The organism is Pantoea sp. X-Soil-TKNS-1279, assembly GCF_059730565.1.
This window is the reverse complement of the sequence record NZ_AP035948.1, coordinates 4,175,719-4,194,302: the sequence shown is the minus strand read 5'-3', so window position 1 is coordinate 4,194,302 and position 18,584 is coordinate 4,175,719. Positions and strand designations below refer to the sequence as shown.

The 18,584-nt window shown below is 54.9% G+C and carries 14 protein-coding genes; 10 read left to right on the top strand and 4 right to left on the bottom strand.

All coding sequences use genetic code 11. The features are described from left to right. Positions 1 to 108: 108 nt before the first annotated feature. The 3 genes from metB to metF all read left to right on the top strand — a co-directional run bounded on the left by metB (position 109) and on the right by metF (position 4,818). A complete protein-coding gene (gene metB / locus AC6I8N_RS19640; RefSeq protein WP_013510983.1) occupies positions 109 to 1,269 on the top strand; it encodes a cystathionine gamma-synthase in 1,161 nt (386 codons plus the stop codon). Between the two features lie 2 nt (positions 1,270 to 1,271). After that, complete coding sequence (locus tag AC6I8N_RS19635; RefSeq protein WP_497829730.1) at positions 1,272 to 3,707, top strand: bifunctional aspartate kinase/homoserine dehydrogenase II; 2,436 nt, start codon at positions 1,272 to 1,274, stop codon at positions 3,705 to 3,707. A gap of 217 nt (positions 3,708 to 3,924) precedes the next feature. Then, complete coding sequence (metF, locus tag AC6I8N_RS19630) at positions 3,925 to 4,818, top strand: methylenetetrahydrofolate reductase (protein ID WP_208724397.1); 894 nt, start codon at positions 3,925 to 3,927, stop codon at positions 4,816 to 4,818. A gap of 126 nt (positions 4,819 to 4,944) precedes the next feature. Here the strand turns inward: metF and ppc are convergent, their stop codons facing one another. Both ppc and argE read right to left on the bottom strand, forming a co-directional pair. Next, positions 4,945 to 7,596 (bottom strand): phosphoenolpyruvate carboxylase, encoded by a 2,652-nt coding sequence (gene ppc, locus AC6I8N_RS19625; RefSeq protein ID WP_208724396.1) that lies wholly within the window; start codon positions 7,594 to 7,596, stop codon positions 4,945 to 4,947. Positions 7,597 to 7,840: 244 nt separating this feature from the next. Further along, on the bottom strand, positions 7,841 to 8,989 hold the full coding sequence (argE, locus tag AC6I8N_RS19620) for an acetylornithine deacetylase (protein ID WP_415174988.1): 1,149 nt from the start codon (positions 8,987 to 8,989) through the stop codon (positions 7,841 to 7,843). Positions 8,990 to 9,156: 167 nt separating this feature from the next. Between argE and argC the strand changes: the two genes are divergently transcribed. The 5 genes from argC to oxyR all read left to right on the top strand — a co-directional run bounded on the left by argC (position 9,157) and on the right by oxyR (position 14,828). After that, positions 9,157 to 10,161, top strand: coding sequence for an N-acetyl-gamma-glutamyl-phosphate reductase (gene argC, locus AC6I8N_RS19615; protein WP_208724394.1), 1,005 nt, complete (start codon positions 9,157 to 9,159; stop codon positions 10,159 to 10,161). Between the two features lie 18 nt (positions 10,162 to 10,179). Beyond that, positions 10,180 to 10,956, top strand: a complete 777-nt coding sequence (gene argB / locus AC6I8N_RS19610; protein WP_208724393.1) for an acetylglutamate kinase — start codon at positions 10,180 to 10,182, stop codon at positions 10,954 to 10,956. A 24-nt stretch (positions 10,957 to 10,980) separates the two neighbouring features. Next, entirely contained in the window at positions 10,981 to 12,198 is a 1,218-nt protein-coding gene (locus AC6I8N_RS19605; RefSeq protein ID WP_415174985.1) for an argininosuccinate synthase, read from the top strand. Between the two features lie 73 nt (positions 12,199 to 12,271). Next, the gene (gene argH / locus AC6I8N_RS19600) at positions 12,272 to 13,645 is read left to right on the top strand and encodes an argininosuccinate lyase (protein WP_208724391.1); all 1,374 of its coding nucleotides are present in this window, start codon (positions 12,272 to 12,274) and stop codon (positions 13,643 to 13,645) included. A 265-nt stretch (positions 13,646 to 13,910) separates the two neighbouring features. Continuing rightward, positions 13,911 to 14,828 carry a DNA-binding transcriptional regulator OxyR gene (gene oxyR / locus AC6I8N_RS19595; protein ID WP_013510974.1) on the top strand — a complete coding sequence of 306 codons (918 nt, stop codon included), beginning with the start codon at positions 13,911 to 13,913 and terminating at the stop codon, positions 14,826 to 14,828. On the opposite strand, the gene sthA is transcribed toward oxyR, so the two are convergent. Continuing rightward, on the bottom strand, positions 14,811 to 16,211 hold the full coding sequence (gene sthA, locus AC6I8N_RS19590; RefSeq protein ID WP_013510973.1) for a Si-specific NAD(P)(+) transhydrogenase: 1,401 nt from the start codon (positions 16,209 to 16,211) through the stop codon (positions 14,811 to 14,813). The genes oxyR and sthA overlap by 18 nt on opposite strands. Positions 16,212 to 16,404: 193 nt before the next feature. Between sthA and fabR the strand changes: the two genes are divergently transcribed. Both fabR and AC6I8N_RS19580 read left to right on the top strand, forming a co-directional pair. Beyond that, on the top strand, positions 16,405 to 17,049 hold the full coding sequence (fabR, locus tag AC6I8N_RS19585) for an HTH-type transcriptional repressor FabR (RefSeq protein WP_208724390.1): 645 nt from the start codon (positions 16,405 to 16,407) through the stop codon (positions 17,047 to 17,049). Positions 17,050 to 17,067: 18 nt separating this feature from the next. Further along, positions 17,068 to 17,424 carry a YijD family membrane protein gene (locus AC6I8N_RS19580; protein WP_208716880.1) on the top strand — a complete coding sequence of 119 codons (357 nt, stop codon included), beginning with the start codon at positions 17,068 to 17,070 and terminating at the stop codon, positions 17,422 to 17,424. A gap of 32 nt (positions 17,425 to 17,456) precedes the next feature. On the opposite strand, the gene trmA is transcribed toward AC6I8N_RS19580, so the two are convergent. Continuing rightward, positions 17,457 to 18,560 (bottom strand): tRNA (uridine(54)-C5)-methyltransferase TrmA, encoded by a 1,104-nt coding sequence (trmA, locus tag AC6I8N_RS19575; protein ID WP_208724389.1) that lies wholly within the window; start codon positions 18,558 to 18,560, stop codon positions 17,457 to 17,459. Positions 18,561 to 18,584 lie beyond the last annotated feature (24 nt).

Below are 18,584 nucleotides of genomic sequence, written 5' to 3'. Positions count from 1 at the left end.
TGCTCAATCTATACGCAAAGACATTTAGATGTCCAGATGTATTGACGTCTATTGTCGGAATGCTATCCTGTTGCCTCTTCTTTTTACTCTTCAGGAACAGTAAGCACCATGACGCGTAAACAGGCAACCATCGCAGTGCGCAGCGGTTTGAATGATGACGAGCAATATGGCTGCGTTGTCCCACCGATTCACCTCTCCAGCACCTATAACTTCCTTGACTTCAACCAGCCACGCGCCCATGACTACTCTCGTCGTGGTAACCCGACGCGTGACGTGGTGCAACGTGCGCTGGCAGAACTGGAAGGTGGCGCAGGTGCGGTATTAACCAATACCGGCATGTCAGCGATTCATCTGGTGACCACCGTGTTCCTGAAGCCGGGTGATTTGCTGGTGGCACCGCACGATTGCTATGGCGGCAGCTATCGTCTGTTCGACAGCCTGAGCAAGCGCGGCGCGTACCGGGTTAAGTTTGTCGATCAGGGCGATAAAGCGGCGTTACAGGCGGCTCTGGCAGAAAAACCGAAGCTGGTGCTGGTGGAAAGCCCCAGCAATCCTTTATTACGCGTGGTGGATATTGCCGCGATTTGTCAGGCCGCGCGTGAAGCGGGTGCCATCAGCGTGGTGGATAACACCTTCCTCAGCCCGGCACTGCAAAACCCGCTGGCGCTGGGTGCCGACCTGGTGATTCACTCCTGCACCAAATACCTGAATGGCCACTCCGATGTGGTGGCGGGTGCGGTGATTGCTAAAGATCCGGCATTGGCGACGGACCTTGCCTGGTGGGCCAACAACATTGGTGTAACCGGTGCGGCCTTCGACAGCTATCTGCTGCTGCGTGGCCTGCGTACTCTGGGGCCGCGTATGGCGGCCGCACAGCGCAATGCGCTGGCAATTGTTGATTACCTAAAGCAACAACCGTTGGTGAAAAAACTGTATCATCCTTCCCTGCCGGAAAATGCCGGTCACGAGTATGCGGTACGTCAACAGCGCGGCTTTGGTGCCATGTTAAGTTTCGAGCTGGACGCCGACGAAGCGCGCCTGCGTCGTTTCCTCAAAGCGTTGCAGCTGTTCACGCTGGCTGAGTCACTGGGTGGTGTTGAGAGCCTGATATCGCACACCGCCACCATGACGCATGCCGGCATGTCGGCCGAAGCGCGTGCCGCAGCGGGAATTTCCGAAACGTTGCTACGTATTTCTGTCGGAATTGAAGATCACGAAGATTTAATCGCCGATCTGGATAATGCATTCAGGATCGCAGCCGAGGGGTAACCATGACGATTTCAGCAGGCGCGGGAACGCCGACCAGTAAGCAGTTGCATAAATTTGGTGGCAGTAGCCTGGCCGATACCCGTTGCTATCAACGCGTTGCCAGCATCATGGCGGATTACAGCCAGCCGGGCGATTTGATGGTGGTTTCTGCCGCAGGCAGTACCACCAACCAGCTGATCAGTTGGCTCAAGCTGAGCCAGAGCGATCGGTTGTCAGCGCACCAGGTGCAACAGGCGTTACGGCGTTTTCACAGCGAGCTGATTGCATCGCTGTTACCGGCTGAAATGGCAGAAACCCTCACCGCGACTTTTATTCGTGATTTGGAAAAACTGGCGGCGCTGTTGGATGGCACCATTACCGACGCGGTATACGCCGAGGTGGTAGGGCACGGTGAAATCTGGTCAGCACGGCTGATGGCGGCGGTGCTGAGCCAGCGTGATATCGAAGCCGTATGGCTGGATGCCCGCGATTTTCTGCGTGCCGAGCGTGCCGCGCAACCGCAGGTTGATGAAGGAAAATCCTGGCCGCTGTTGCAGGCGCTGCTGACACAGCATCCGCATCAGCGTCTGGTAGTAACCGGTTTTATCAGCCGTAACGATGCCGGTGAAACCGTGCTGCTAGGCCGTAACGGCTCGGACTATTCCGCCACGCAGATTGGTGCGCTGGCCGGTGTCGGACGCGTAACCATCTGGAGCGACGTGGCCGGGGTGTATAGCGCTGACCCGCGCAAGGTGTCGGATGCTTGCCTGTTACCGTTGCTGCGCCTCGATGAGGCAAGTGAACTGGCACGTCTGGCTGCACCGGTGCTGCATACCCGTACCTTGCAGCCAGTGTCGAATAGCGATATCGACCTGCAACTGCGTTGTAGCTACCAGCCGGAACAGGGTTCGACGCGCATTGAGCGAGTGCTGGCCTCGGGCACGGGCGCACGCATTGTTACCAGCCACGATGACGTCTGCCTGATTGAAATCCAGATCCCCAACAGCCATGATTTCGCCACCCTGAATAAAGAAATCGATCTGCTGCTGAAGCGCGCACAATTGCGTCCATTAGCGGTGGGTACCCATCCTGATCGCCAGTTGCTGCAACTGTGCTACACCTCGGAAGTGGTGAACAGCGCCTTTAACCTGTTGCAGGACGCGGCGTTGCCTGGCCATTTGCAACTGCGTGATGGTTTAGCGCTGGTAGCGTTGGTGGGAGCGGGAGTCACGCGTAACCCCCTGCACAGCCATCGTTTCTGGCAACAAATTAAAGACCAGCCGGTGGAGTTTGTCTGGCAGTCAGAAGAACATATCAGCATCGTGGCAGTACTGCGTGTCGGCCCGACCCAGCATCTGATTCAGGGTCTACATCAGTCGCTGTTTCGCGCAGAAAAGCGTATTGGCCTGATGCTGTTTGGTAAAGGCAATATCGGCTCCCGCTGGCTGGAGTTGTTTGCGCGCGAGCAGGAGACGTTGTCGGCACGCACCGGATTCGAATTTGTGCTGGCAGGGGTGGCAGACAGTCGCCGCAGCCTGCTGAGCTACGACGGTCTTGATGCCAGCCGCGCCCTGGCTTTCTTTGATGATGAAGCCGAGGAGCGCGATGAAGAGTCGTTGTTCCTGTGGATGTGCGCGCATCCGTTTGATGATCTGGTGGTGCTGGACGTTACCGCCAGTGAGCCGCTGGCGCAGCAGTATCTCGATTTTGCCAGCCACGGCTTCCACGTTATCAGCGCCAACAAGGTGGCTGGTGCGTCGAACAGCCAGAGTTGGCGACAGATTCGTGATGCTTTCACCAAAACCGGCCGCCATTGGTTGTACAACGCCACCGTGGGTGCGGGTCTGCCGGTGAACTATACGGTGCGCGATTTGCGTGAAAGCGGTGATTCGATTCTCGCCATCAGCGGCATCTTCTCCGGGACGCTCTCCTGGCTGTTTTTGCAGTTTGACGGCACCGTGCCGTTTACCGAATTGGTGGATCAGGCGTGGCAGCAAGGGCTGACCGAGCCGGATCCACGCGTTGACCTCTCCGGTCAGGATGTGATGCGCAAGCTAGTGATTCTGGCGCGTGAAGCGGGCTATAACATCGAACCCGACCAGGTTCGCGTGGAGTCGCTGGTACCCGCCAGCTGCGAAGGCGAATCGATTGATCACTTCTTTGAGAATGCTGATGAACTGAATGATCAGATGATCCAGCGTCTGGAAGCGGCACAGGAGATGGGGCTGGTGCTGCGCTATGTCGCGCGTTTCGATGCCAATGGCAAAGCGCGTGTTGGCGTAGAAGCGGTGCGTCCGGAACATCCGTTGGCGGCGCTGCTGCCGTGCGATAACGTGTTCGCCATTGAAAGTCGTTGGTATCGTGATAACCCGCTGGTCATTCGTGGGCCAGGTGCCGGGCGTGATGTTACCGCCGGAGCCATCCAGTCGGATATTAACCGCCTCGCGCAACTGCTGTAACCCGCCTTATGATGCAGACGGTGACGGGCCGTCTGCATTTTTCATTTTTTCCCCACCATCGTGAAATTCCTTCATGTTGGTTGAATATTTGTCACGCCTGGACATTAATTTTCAGTTGACGCTAAGTCGGGAATCGTTCATTTTGTGCATCTGGACGTCTAAACGTATGGATGTTCGAAAACCACAAATAATCGATGTGTGAAGGTGAGGTAACAGGATGAGTTTCTTTCATGCCAATCAGCGCGAAGCGCTGAATCAAAGCCTGGCTGAGCTGAACGGGCAAATTAATGTCTCTTTTGAGTTTTTTCCGCCACGTACCAGCGAAATGGAAGCAACCCTGTGGAACTCTATTGACCGTCTTAGCAGCCTGAAGCCGAAATTTGTTTCGGTTACCTATGGTGCCAACTCGGGCGAGCGTGACCGTACCCATAGCATTATCAAGGGCATTAAAGAGCGCACAGGTCTGGAAGCAGCACCGCATCTGACCTGCATCGATGCCACGCGTGATGAGTTACGCACCATCGCGCGCGATTACTGGAACAGCGGCATTCGCCATATCGTCGCGCTGCGCGGCGATTTACCACCGGGTAGCGGTAAACCGGATATGTACGCGTCTGATCTGGTCGAATTGCTGAAAGATGTGGGCGATTTTGATATCTCGGTTGCCGCCTATCCTGAAGTGCATCCGGAAGCGAAAAGCGCACAGGCAGACTTGATCAACCTGAAACGCAAGATTGATGCCGGTGCTAACCGTGCCATCACGCAATTTTTCTTCGACGTCGAAAGCTACCTGCGCTTCCGCGACCGTTGTGTGGCGACCGGTATCGATGTGGAAATCGTGCCGGGCATTCTGCCGGTGTCCAACTTCAAGCAGTTGCAACGCTTCGCCACCATGACTAACGTGCGTGTGCCGGGCTGGATGAACGCGATGTTTGAAGGGCTGGATGATGACGCGGAAACGCGCAAAATGGTCGGTGCGAACATTGCGATGGATATGGTGAAAATCCTGTCGCGTGAAGGGGTGAAAGATTTTCACTTCTACACCCTGAACCGTGCGGAGATGAGCTACGCGATTTGCCACACCCTGGGTGTACGACCTCATCATAATTAGTCATACAAACTCGTAGCGGCGCGATTTATCGCGCAATCCCATGCGCGATGCCAGCAGAACCCGCGCGATAAATCGCGCCGCTACGGGCCACATCAAGAAGGGGCCGAAGCCCCTTGATATGTCTGCTTAACCGGTATTACGCATACCCGCTGCGACACCCGCGATAGTCACCATCAATGCTTGCTCAACACGCGCATCTGGCGCATCACCACGCTCTTCCTGCGCACGCGAACGGTGCAGCAATTCAGCCTGCAACACGTTCAGCGGGTCGGTGTAGACATTACGCAGCGCGATGGATTCGGCAATCCACGGCTGATCCGCCATCAGATGCGCATCGTTGGCGATGGTCAGCACTGCTTTGATATCCGCATCCAGTTGGTCACGCAGTTGCTGGCCCAGCGGCCACAATGATTTATCCACCAGACGCTGATCATAATATTCCGCCAGCCACAGGTCGGCTTTCGAGAACACCATCTCCAGCATGCCAAGACGGGTGGAGAAGAATGGCCAGTCGCGGCACATCGCTTCCAGTTGATCCTGGTGGCCTTGCTCCATCGCTTTCTGGATTGCCGCACCGGCACCCAGCCAGGCTGGCAGCATCAGACGGTTCTGCGTCCAGGCAAAAATCCACGGAATCGCGCGCAGCGACTCCACGCCACCGGTGGCGCGGCGTTTGGCCGGGCGTGAACCCAATGGCAGTTTACCCAGTTCCTGTTCCGGCGTTGCGGAGCGGAAATAGGGAACGAAATCAGGATTTTCACGTACATAGCCACGGTACATCGCACAGGAGTGAGCCGACAGACCGTCCATAATGTCGCACCATTCGCTTTTTGGCTCCGGCGGCGGCATCAGGTTGGCTTCGAGAATCGCACCGGTGTACAGCGACAGGCTGGCGATAGTCACTTCCGGCAGGCCGTATTTGAAGCGGATCATCTCACCCTGTTCGGTCACGCGCAGGCCACCTTTCAGGCTACCCGGCGGCTGCGACAGCAGCGCAGCATGCGCCGGTGCGCCACCACGACCAATGGAACCGCCGCGTCCGTGGAACAACGTCAGGGCGATACCGGCTTTTTCACAGGTCTTGATTAATGCGTCCTGGGCCTGATACTGCGCCCAGCTTGCGGCCATCACGCCAGCATCTTTCGCGGAGTCAGAATAACCAATCATCACCATCTGCTTACCCTGGATAAAGCCGCGATACCAGTCGATGCCCAGCAGCTGGCTCATCACGTCGTTGGCGTTGTTCAGGTCGTCGAGCGTTTCAAACAGCGGTGCCACTGGCATGGCGTAGGTGATACCGGCTTCTTTCAGCAGCAGATGCACCGCCAGCACGTCGGATGGCACTTTTGCCATGGAGATGACGTAAGCGGCAATCGAGCCTTGCGGCGCTTCGGCTGCCACTTTGCAGGTATCCAGCACTTCGCGGGTATTATCGCTCGGCTCCCACTGGCGTGGCAGCAGGGGACGTTTGGAATTCAGTTCACGGATCAGGAAAGCCTGTTTGTCGGCTTCTGACCAGCTTTCATAATCACCGAGGCCGAGATAGCGCGTCACTTCAGCAATCGCTTCGGTATGACGGGTGCTCTCCTGACGCAGATCGATACGCACCAACGGCACGCCAAAACACTTCACGCGGCGCAGCGTATCCAGCAGCTGACCATTAGCGATGATGCCCATGTCGCATTGTTGCAGTGACTGATAGATGGCAAACAGCGGTTGCCACAGCTGATCGTTGGACACCAGCAAATCAGCAGGGCGTGGCACGCGCTCGCCTTTCAGACGACGCTCCAGGAAGGCCTGGGTGCTCATCAACTGACTACGGATGCGTTTCAGAATCACGCGGTAGGGTTCCAGCGCTTCCGGGTCGCCACACAGTTCACGTACTTCGTCGCTGCACTCGGACATTGACAGCTCGGAAATCAGCACGCCGACATCGCGCAGGAACAGGTCGGCAGCTTTCCAGCGGCCGAGCTGCATAGCCTGTCGCGTGATGGTAGCGGTAACGTTCGGGTTGCCGTCGCGGTCGCCGCCCATCCAGGAGGTAAATTGTACCGGGACAAAATCCACTGGCAGCTGCATACCAAAGGTTTCTTCAACCTGCTCGTTCAGCTCGCGCAGAAACGCCGGTACGCCTTCCCACAGGCTGTTTTCCACCACGGCAAAGCCCCATTTGGCTTCATCAACCGGGGTCGGGCGATATTTACGAATTTCATCGGTGTGCCAGGCCTGGGCAACCAGTTGGCGCAGACGACGCATCACTTGGTTGTATTCATATTCGGTGATATCGCTATGGTCGAGCTGTTGCAGGCAGCTATTCACCTCAACCAGCTTATGAATCAGCGTCCGACGCGTGATCTCGGTTGGGTGCGCAGTCAGCACCAGCTCCAGCGACAGTGACTCAATCGCCGCGCGGATATCGCTCTCATTCAGGTCTTTCTGCTGCTTCAGGCGATCGAAGGTGCTTTTCAGCAGCTCCGGGTGGTTGGCACCTTCGCCACTGCGCGCAATGGTCTGATATTGTTCAGCCACGTTGGTAAGATTCAGGAACTGGCTAAATGCACGCGCCACCGGCAGCAACTCGTCATTGGACAGGTTTTGCAGCGTGGACAGCAGTTCCTTACGATGAGTGTCATTTCCGGCACGGGATGACTTAGAGAGTTTGCGGATGGTCTCCACCTTATCGAGGATGTTCTCTCCCAGTGCATCCTTTATCGTATCCCCGAGCAGTTTGCCGAGCATACTGACATTACTTCGCATTGCGGAATATTGTTCGTTCATGTGACCCTGACACCCTTATCGTCTTTTTAATTCATATACCCAACGGGCATAACTTCGTCTTTTATCTAGCCACGTATCGCTCTGTTCGTCAATTGCCTTAAACTGACGAAATTTCGCTGCTAAATGCTGGAAATTCAAAGAATTTAACCAGAGCGAAGCGAGATAAGTTATTCTTATTATTAAATCCCGAACATTGACGGGGCATTTTGCTGATTAAACAGTGAAATGCCCCATCGATTGTCCATCAGTGACAAAAATGATGGACAACCTGCGTGATGAGCGCATGGGTTGGCTTAATAAATGCGGTATCAATAAATTCATCAGGCTGATGGGCCTGATTGATAGAACCGGGGCCTAACACCAGCGTTGGGCAAAGTTGCTGAATAAACGGTGCTTCGGTGCAGTAGTTCACCACTTCTGTCGGCGTACCCAGCAGTTTTTCCACCACTTTCACCAGTTCATGGTCGACCGGGCACTCGTAACCCGGAATCGGCGGATGCAGTTCACCGACGGTCAAACGACCCGGCCAACGCTCACTCACCGGAGCCAGCGCTTCATTCAGCAGACCATCCAGATCACTCAGGGTTAACCCCGGTAACGGTCGAATATCCATATGCAGTTCGCAGCAGGCGCAAATACGGTTAGCGGCATCGCCGCCGTGAATATGACCAAAGTTCATGGTCGGGTACGGAATGGCGAAACCGTCATGGTTATAACGGCTTTTCAGCGTATTACGCAGCTGCATCAATTGGGTGATGGATTCATGCATCAGCTCAATGGCGTTCACGCCGCGTGAGGGATCGCTGGAGTGGCCCGATTGTCCCTGAATACGAATCACATTGGAGAGATGGCCTTTGTGCGCGCGCACTGGTTTCAGCGAAGTCGGTTCGCCGATGATGGCGCAGTCCGGGCGCAGTTGGGTGGATTCAGCGAAGTACTTCGCGCCTGCCATCGTCGTCTCTTCGTCGGCGGTGGCAAGAATGTAGAGTGGTTTGCTCAGTTTGGTCACGTCAACGTCACGCAGCGCATCCAGAATAAAGGCGAAGAAGCCTTTCATATCTGCCGTGCCTAAACCGTAAAGCTTGTTGTCATGCTCAGTCAGGGTAAAGGGATCGCGCGTCCAGCGGCCATCATCGAACGGAACCGTGTCGGTATGGCCTGCTAATAATAAGCCACCCGCGCCGGAACCCGTGCGCGCCAGCAGGTTAAATTTATGCCGTGTACCTGGTACAGGTTGCACTTCAGTATCGAAGCCAAGATCGCGAAACCAGCCCGCCAGCAAATTGATTAAAGTTTCATTGCTCTGATCGAGCGCGGCGTCGGTGGCGCTGATCGATGGTGTGGCAATCAGCTGGCGGTAGAGTTCGATAAAAGGTGGTAATTTTGTCTTCACTGTTGACGGTCCTTGGGTTAGGATGTATCAATATTCATGCATTAATAGTGAATAAAAATACATTAACGTCGTCTGCATGTGAACAGTAAATCTTTGCAAACGGCATCGTGGGCAACGGGGCAAGGCCGCGACCCGGAACGTGTGACTGTAATAAGGTATACAGCCTGATGTTGAATACGCTGATCGTTGGTGCCAGTGGTTACGCTGGCGTAGAGCTTGCCACCTACCTGAATCGCCATCCGCATATGAACATAACCGCTTTAGCGGTTTCAGCGCAAAGCCCGGATGCCGGAAAGTTACTTTCAGACCTGCATCCGCAGTTGAAAGGTATTGTCGACCTGCCATTGCAGCCGCTGAGCGATGCCGCTGAGTGGGCGGATAAAGTCGATGTGGTGTTCCTCGCCACCGCACATGAAGTCAGTCACGATCTGGCGCCGGAATTCCTGAAAGCCGGTTGCGTGGTATTTGATCTCTCCGGTGCGTTCCGTGTTAACGACGGTGCTTTCTACAATCAATATTACGGTTTCACCCATCAACACGGCGACTGGCTGGACAAAGCGGTTTACGGCCTGGCGGAATGGCAGCACGAAAAAATCAAAGAAGCCCAGCTGGTGGCGGTACCGGGATGCTACCCGACCGCCTCTCAACTGGCGTTGAAACCGCTGGTGGAAGCGGGCCTGCTGAATCAAGACCAGTGGCCGGTGATTAACGCGACCAGCGGCGTTAGCGGTGCCGGGCGTAAAGCCAGCGTCACTACCAGTTTCTGTGAAGTCAGCCTGCAACCTTATGGCATCTTCAATCATCGCCACCATCCGGAAATTGTTGCCCATCTCGGTACGCCGGTGATCTTTACGCCGCATCTGGGCAACTTCCCGCGTGGCATTCTTGCTACCGTCACCTGCCGCCTGAAACCGGGCGTCAGCGAACAGGACGTGGCAGAAGCTTTCCATAACGCCTACCACGACAAACCGCTGGTGCGTCTGTATAAGAAAGGTGTGCCTGCGTTGAAAGGTGTGGTTGGCCTGCCATTCTGTGATATCGGTTTTGCCGTGCAGGGTGAGCACCTGATTGTGGTTGCCGCAGAAGATAACCTGCTGAAAGGTGCTTCTTCGCAGGCGGTGCAGTGTCTGAATATTCGTTTCGGCTTCCCCGAAACACTGTCTCTGATTTAACGGGCGAGTAAGTAAACCATGACCAATCCTCTGATTATTAAACTGGGTGGCGTCCTGCTGGATAGCGAAGAAGCGCTGGCTCGCCTGTTCGATGCGCTGTTGGCGTATCGTAACGAGTATCAGCGTCCGCTGATCATTGTGCACGGCGGCGGCTGCCTGGTGGATGAGCTGATGAAGAAGCTCGCGCTGCCGGTGAAAAAGAAGAACGGTTTGCGCGTGACGCCAGCCGATCAGATTGACATTATTACCGGTGCCCTGGCGGGTACGGCGAACAAAACGTTGCTCGCCTGGGCGAAGAAATATGGCATCAACGCGGTGGGCCTGTGCCTGGGTGATGCGGGTCTGGTAAATGTGGCGCAGTTTGATGAAGAATTGGGCCACGTCGGTAACGCCACACCGGGCAACCCGGCATTGATCAACACCTTGCTGGGCGCGGGTTATATGCCGGTGATCAGTTCCATCGGGATCACTGATGGTGGCGATCTGATGAACGTCAACGCTGACCAGGCGGCGACTGCGCTGGCGGCCACCATTGGTGCGGATCTGGTACTGTTGTCTGATGTCAGCGGCATTCTCGATGGCAAAGGTCAACGCATCGCAGAGATGACGGCCGCGAAAGCGGAACAGCTGATCGCCCAGGGCATTATTACCGATGGCATGATTGTTAAAGTTAACGCAGCGCTGGACGCGGCACGTACTCTGGGTCGCCCGGTGGATATTGCCAGCTGGCGTCATGCTGAACAGCTGCCAACCCTTTTCAACGGCGTGTCGATTGGCACCCGGATTCTCGCTTAACGATACTGATTCAAGGATTACGAAATGCAAACGCAAGGCATCAAAAAAATTGTTCTGGCTTACTCCGGTGGCCTTGATACGTCTGCCATCATTCCATGGCTGAAAGAGAACTACGGCGGCTGTGAAGTGGTCGCGTTCGTGGCGAATATCGGTCAGGACCCGGCAGATCTGGAAGGCGTTGAGAAGAAAGCGCTGCAATCCGGTGCCTCTGAATGTCATGTGGTTGACCTGCGCGAAGAGTTCATCAGCGAGTACGTTTACCCGGTGCTGCAAACCGGTGCGCTGTATGAAGGCACCTACCTGCTGGGTACCTCAATGGCGCGTCCGATTATCGCCAAAGCGCAGGTTGAGCTGGCGCTGAAAGTGGGTGCCGATGCCCTGTGCCACGGCGCCACCGGTAAAGGTAACGACCAGGTACGTTTCGAAACCACCTACACCGCACTGGCACCACAGCTGAAAGTGGTGGCACCGTGGCGTGAATGGAACCTGCGTTCGCGTGAAGCGCTGCTCGACTACTTGAAAGAGCGCAACATCCCGACCACCGCGTCGCTGGAAAAAATCTACAGCCGTGATGAAAACGCCTGGCACATCTCCACCGAAGGTGGCGTGCTGGAAAGCCCGTGGAACGCACCGAACAAAGATTGCTGGGTGTGGACCGTTGACCCGCTGGAAGCACCGGATCAGCCGGAAAACGTCACCGTGACCGTGGAAAAAGGTCGCGTGGTTGGCGTTAACGGCGAGAAGCTGAGTCCGTTCGCCTGTCTGGAAAAACTGAACGCGCTGGGTGCGAAACACGGCGTAGGTCGTATCGACATCGTGGAAAACCGTCTGGTCGGCATCAAATCTCGTGGTTGCTATGAAACCCCGGGCGGCACCATTATGGTTAACGCGCTGCGTGCCGTTGAGCAGCTGGTGCTGGATCGCGACAGCTTCAAATGGCGTGAGCAGCTGGGCCAGGAGATGTCATACGTGGTGTACGATGGCCGTTGGTTTGCACCGCTGCGTCAGTCCATCCAGGCTGCGGCTGAGTCCCTGGCTGAACTGGTGAACGGTGAAGTGGTTCTGCAACTTTACAAAGGTCAGGCGACAGCGATTCAGAAAAAATCGATCAACAGCCTGTATTCAGAAGAGTTTGCGACCTTCGGCGAAGACGAAGTGTACGATCACCGTCACGCGGGTGGCTTTATCCGTCTGTTCTCACTGTCTGCACGCATTCGTGCACTGAACGAGCAGAAGAAGTAATTCCGCACCAACGACATAGTTTCAAGGGCGGCTACGGGCCGCCCTTTGTTTAACCGTATTCAGGAGTATTCAGATGGCACTTTGGGGTGGACGCTTTACCCAGGCAGCAGACCAACGCTTCAAACAATTCAATGATTCGCTGCGTTTCGATTATCGCCTGGCGGAGCAGGACATCATCGGTTCCGTCGCCTGGTCAAAAGCGCTGGTGACGGTTAATGTTCTGAGCAGCGACGAGCAGCAGCAGTTGGAGGCGGCGCTGAACGCGTTGCTGGCCGAAGTGCGTGCCAATCCCGAGCAGATTCTGCAAAGCGATGCCGAAGACATTCATAGCTGGGTCGAAGGCAAGCTGATCGACAAAGTCGGCGCACTGGGTAAAAAACTGCATACCGGTCGTAGCCGTAACGACCAGGTCGCCACCGATCTGAAACTGTGGTGCAAAGAGCAGGTTGCAGTGCTGTTGGATGCCACTCGCGAGCTGCAAAAAGCGCTGGTTGCCACTGCCGAAGCCAATCAGGATGCAGTGATGCCGGGTTATACCCATCTGCAACGCGCCCAGCCGGTGACCTTTGCGCACTGGTGCCTCGCCTATGTCGAAATGCTGGCGCGTGATGAAAGCCGTTTGCAGGATACGCTGAAGCGCCTTGACGTCAGCCCGCTTGGCTGCGGCGCATTGGCCGGGACTGCATACGAGATCGATCGTCAGCAACTGGCGGGCTGGTTGGGTTTCGCCTCCGCCACGCGCAACAGCCTCGACACGGTATCTGACCGTGATCATGTGCTGGAACTGCTGTCTGATGCCTCTATCGGTATGGTGCATCTGTCGCGCTTTGCTGAAGACATGATCTTCTTCAACACCGGCGAAGCTGGGTTTGTCGAGTTGTCGGATAAAGTCACTTCCGGTTCTTCTCTGATGCCACAGAAGAAAAACCCCGATGCGCTGGAACTGATCCGTGGCAAATGTGGCCGTGTACAAGGCGCGCTGACCGGTATGATGATGACGCTGAAAGGCTTGCCGCTGGCGTACAACAAAGATATGCAGGAAGACAAAGAAGGGCTGTTTGACGCGCTCGACACCTGGCTGGATTGCCTGCATATGTCAGTGCTGGTGCTGGACGGTATTCAGGTGAAACGTCCACGTTGTCAGGAAGCGGCGGAGCAGGGCTATGCCAACTCTACCGAACTGGCGGATTATCTGGTCGCCAAAGGCGTACCGTTCCGCGAAGCGCACCATATTGTCGGCGAAGCGGTGGTGGAAGCGATTAAGCAGGGCGTGGCGCTGGAAGCGTTAAGCCTGGCGCAACTGAAGCAATTCAGCGCAACGATTGAAGAGGATGTCTATCCGATCCTGTCACTGCAATCCTGCCTGGATAAGCGTAACGCCCGTGGCGGCGTGGCACCGCAGCAGGTAGCTCTGGCGATTCAGGAAGCGCAGCAGCGTCTGAAGTAAGCCAATAAAAAAAGCGGGCTATGATATAGCCCGCCAACCTCTAGCTTCGGAATTTCATCTTGTTATAGGCACATCATCAAAGGGCAGGCACTCCAGCCAGCTCAGTGATTTGTCAGACTGATTGCAGGTGTTACTCCGTACTCTTTCAGCCTTTTTTCATATTGCTTCTGATGGCACTTATTATTCCTGTCAGTGGCTTGATAGGGCTAATCGTTCATTGCTATTCTATCTATCGCCACGGGCTATCGTGGTTCGGAGGATATCAATGAACATTCGTGATCTGGAGTATCTGGTTTCGCTTGCGGAGCATCGTCATTTCCGCCGTGCAGCGGATGCCTGTCATGTCAGTCAGCCAACGTTGAGCGGACAAATTCGTAAGCTGGAAGATGAATTAGGCGTTATGTTGCTGGAACGCACCAGCCGCAAGGTTTTGTTTACCCAGGCAGGGCTGCTGCTGGTAGACCAGGCTCGCACCGTGCTGCGTGAAGTCAAGGTGCTGAAGGAGATGGCGAGCCAGCAGGGCGAAACTATGTCCGGGCCACTGCATATTGGCCTTATCCCCACCACTGGCCCTTATCTGCTGCCGCACATCATCCCGATGCTGCATCAGACTTTCCCCAAGCTGGAGATGTATCTGCACGAAGCTCAGACGCAGCAGTTGCTGGCGCAACTCGACAGCGGCAAGCTTGACTGTGCAATTCTGGCGTTGGTGAAGGAGAGCGAAGCCTTTATTGAGGTGCCGCTGTTTGATGAACCGATGAAACTGGCGATCTACGAGGATCATCCGTGGCACGATCGCGACCGTGTTCCTATGTCGGATCTGGCGGGTGAAAAGCTGCTGATGCTGGAAGATGGTCACTGCCTGCGCGATCAGGCGATGGGTTTCTGCTTTGAAGCCGGTGCGGATGAAGACACTCATTTCCGTGCTACCAGCCTGGAAACGCTGCGCAATATGGTCGCCGCAGGGAGCGGAATCACCTTACTGCCGTCGCTGGCGGTGCCAAATCAGCGCGTGCGTGATGGCGTTTGCTATCTGCCTTGTTACAAGCCGGTACCACAGCGCACCATCGCGCTGGTGTATCGTCCGGGATCGCCTCTGCGCAGCCGCTATGAGCAGCTGGCAGAAGCAATTAAAACCCATATGCAGGCTTATCTCGATAACACGTTAAAACAGGCGGTTTAAGCCATTTAACGCGGCTACGCGATAGGCTTCGGCCATCGTGGGGTAGTTAAAGGTGGTATTCACGAAATATTCAATCGTGTTACCGCCATTTTTCTGCTCCATGATGGCCTGGCCGATATGGATGATCTCTGCCGCACGTTCACCAAAGCAATGAATTCCCAAGATTTCTTTGGTTTCACGATGGAACAGAATCTTCAAACTTCCCACATTCATGCCGACAATCTGCGCGCGCGCCAGATGTTTAAACTGCGCACGTCCCACTTCATAAGGCACTTTCATTGCCGTCAGCTGCTGCTCAGTTTTGCCGACTGAACTGATCTCCGGAATGGTGTAAATCCCGGTAGGAATGTCTTCAATCAGGTGCGCCGTTGCTTCACCTTTCATGATGGCCTGGGCAGCGATACGTCCCTGGTCATAGGCGGCGGAGGCAAGGCTGGGATAACCAATCACGTCGCCGACCGCATAGATATGAGGCTGTGCCGTCTGGTACATGCTGTTGACCTTCAGCAGACCGCGACCATCCGCCTCAAGACCGACATTTTCCAGCGCCAGTGAATCGGTATTACCGGTGCGGCCGTTGGCGTAAAGCAGGCAATCCGCTTTCACTTTTTTGCCGGATTTAAGGTGCATGATGACGCCATCATTCACACCCTCAATCTTCTCAAACTCCTCGTTGTGACGAATCACCACGCCGCTGTTCCAGAAGTGGTAAGACAGCGAATCTGACATCTCCTGATCAAGGAACGCCAACAGACGATCACGGGTGTTGATCAGGTCAACCTTGACGTTCAGCCCACGGAAAATTGAGGCGTATTCACAGCCGATCACCCCGGCACCATAGATAATGACGTGGCCCGGTTCATGGTGCAGATTAAGAATCGAATCGGAGTCATAAATACGTGGATGGGTGAAATCGACGTCAGCCGGATGATAAGGGCGCGAACCACAGGCGATAACAAATTTCTCTGCGGTCAGGCGCTCGCGGGTGCCATCTGGCTGCTCTACTTCGATGGTGTTGGCATCAACAAAATGCGCATCGCCCTGATACAGCTCACAGCGGTTACGTTCATAAAAGCCCTGCCGCATTGCGGTTTGTTGGCTGATGACGTTTTCCGTGTGATTGAGGATATCCGCAAAGGAGGAACGCAGAAGCCGGGTATGATCACTGTAGAGAGGATTTTGATTGAACTCGATAATACGGCTGACAGCATGACGTAACGCTTTGGAAGGGATGGTGCCCCAGTGAGTACAACCGCCGCCGATGTTATGGTAGCGTTCGATCACTGCGATGCGCGCTCCCTGCTTCACCAGCCCCATGGCCGCACCTTCACCGCCCGGACCGGAGCCAATCACAATGGCATCGTAATCGTAAGACTTTTGCATACCAGTACGTCCTATGTTTCTATACATTTTTACAACGAGATTCTAACATCTCGCCGCGCACTTCTGAATTCTATCAGTGATTTTTGCCCACTTTTGACAAAGTGTGAGGTTAACAGGCGGTCACAAACTTTGCGCCGCTGTACGCTGAAAAGTTTGTTATAGTGCCTGCCTGATTACTCACAAGGCAGAGAGAATGGGCGTCAGAGCGCAACAAAAAGAACGTACAAGACGTACACTGATTGAAGCCGCCTTCAGTCAGCTAAGTGCAGAAAGGAGTTTTGCCAGCCTGAGTTTGCGTGAAGTTGCGCGTGAAGCCGGTATTGCGCCCACCTCATTTTACCGTCATTTCCGGGATGTGGATGAACTGGGTTTGACGATGGTTGACGAAAGCGGCCTGATGCTGCGTCAGCTGATGCGTCAGGCACGCCAGCGCATTGCCAAAGGCGGAAGCATTATTAAAACTTCTGTTGCAACTTTTATGGAGTTTATCGGGAACAATCCCAATGCTTTTCGTCTCTTATTACGCGAGCGCTCCGGAACGTCGGCGGCGTTTCGTGCTGCTGTAGCGCGTGAAATTCAACACTTTATTGCCGAACTGGCGGATTACCTTGAGCTGGAAAACCGCATGCCGCGTAGCTTCACCGAAGCACAGGCCGAAGCGATGGTCACCATCGTGTTCAGCGCCGGTGCGGAAGCGCTGGATGTGGATATTGAACAGCGTCGCAAGCTGGAAGACCGTCTGGTGCTACAGCTGCGGATGATCGCCAAAGGTGCTTATTACTGGTATCGCCGGGAGCAGGAACGGCTGGCGGTAACACTGGAAAAACCCGAAGAGTAATGTGATAAGGATAATGAAATGATTGAGCAAAACCCCCGCGATAAAGGAACGCTTTTACTGGCTTTTATCACCGGTTTGGCCATCAACGGCTCCTTTTCGGTGCTGTTCAGTGCATTTGTACCATTTTCAATTTTTCCGCTGATCGCCCTTGGCCTGGCGGCATGGTGTCTGCATCAGCGTTACCTGAACCGTAATATGCCGGACGGCATGCCGTCACTGGCGGCGGCGTTTTTCCTTTTGGGGATTCTGGTCTACAGCGCGCTGGTGCGAGCGGAGTACCCGGATATTGGCTCCAACTTTATCCCGACCATCCTGATGGTCGCGCTGGTGTTCTGGATTGCGACGCGCTTTAAGCGACCGAAGAACAAGAATTAAAAAAACGGGAACCTCAGGGTTCCCGTTTTTTATTAGGCTTTGCGCGTCAAAAGTACGCCGCTTTCCATATGATGGGTATAGGGGAACTGATCAAACAACGCGAGACGTGCAACCTCATGGGTTTCTGCCAGCGTGGCGAGGTTATCGCACAGCGTTTGTGGATTGCAGGATATATAGAGGATACGTGGATAAGCCTGCACCATCTTGACCGTTTCGGCATCCAGCCCGCTACGCGGAGGGTCGACGAAAATGGTTTCACATTGATAACTTTGTAGATCAATGCCTTCCAGTCGGTTAAAGCTACGCACGCCGTTCATTGCCTGAGTAAATTCCTCGGCGGCCATACGGATGATTTGCACGTTATCAATGTGGTTAGCGGCGATGTTGAACTGCGCGGCGGCTACCGAGGGTTTGGCAATTTCGGTGGCTAATACACGACGGAAATTACGCGCCAGCGCCAGGGAGAAATTACCGTTGCCGCAATACAGCTCCAGCAGGTCTCCGCGCGCGTTTTGCGTCACGTCCAGCGCCCACTCCAGCATCTGAATATTCATCGCGGCATTCGGCTGGGTAAAACTGTTCTCCACCTGACGATAAATCAGTTCTTTGCCCGCCACCGGCAGACGCTCATCGATGTAATCGCGATCGAGACAAATTTTGGTTTTGGTCGCGCGCCCAATCAACTGCACATCAAAACCTTCGGCGCGCAGGGCGTCACGTAATGCGCTGGCTGCCAGTTGCCACTCCTCTTCCAGTTTGCGGTGGTAGAGCAGGGAAATGACGATCTGATTGCTCAGGGTCGACAGGTAATCGATCTGAAACAATTTATGGCGCAGTGCACGGTTATCACGGGCAGCGTTGATCATTTTGGGCATTAGTTGGTTGATCAACTCGCTGGCGGCCGGAAATTGATCGACACGAATACGCTGTTTGGTCTGCTGATCAAAGATGATGTGATACAGATCGTCGCCATCATGCCAGATGCGGAATTCGGCTCGCATACGGTAGTGACTGACCGGTGAACGGAACACCTCCACCTCTGGCGCAGCAAACGGTGCCATCATCGCCTGTAAACGGCTGACTTTTTCTGCCAGTTGCGCGTCATATTGTTCAATCGGGAGCTGTTCGGGTGTCATCTTCAATCCTGATAATAAGCCTGC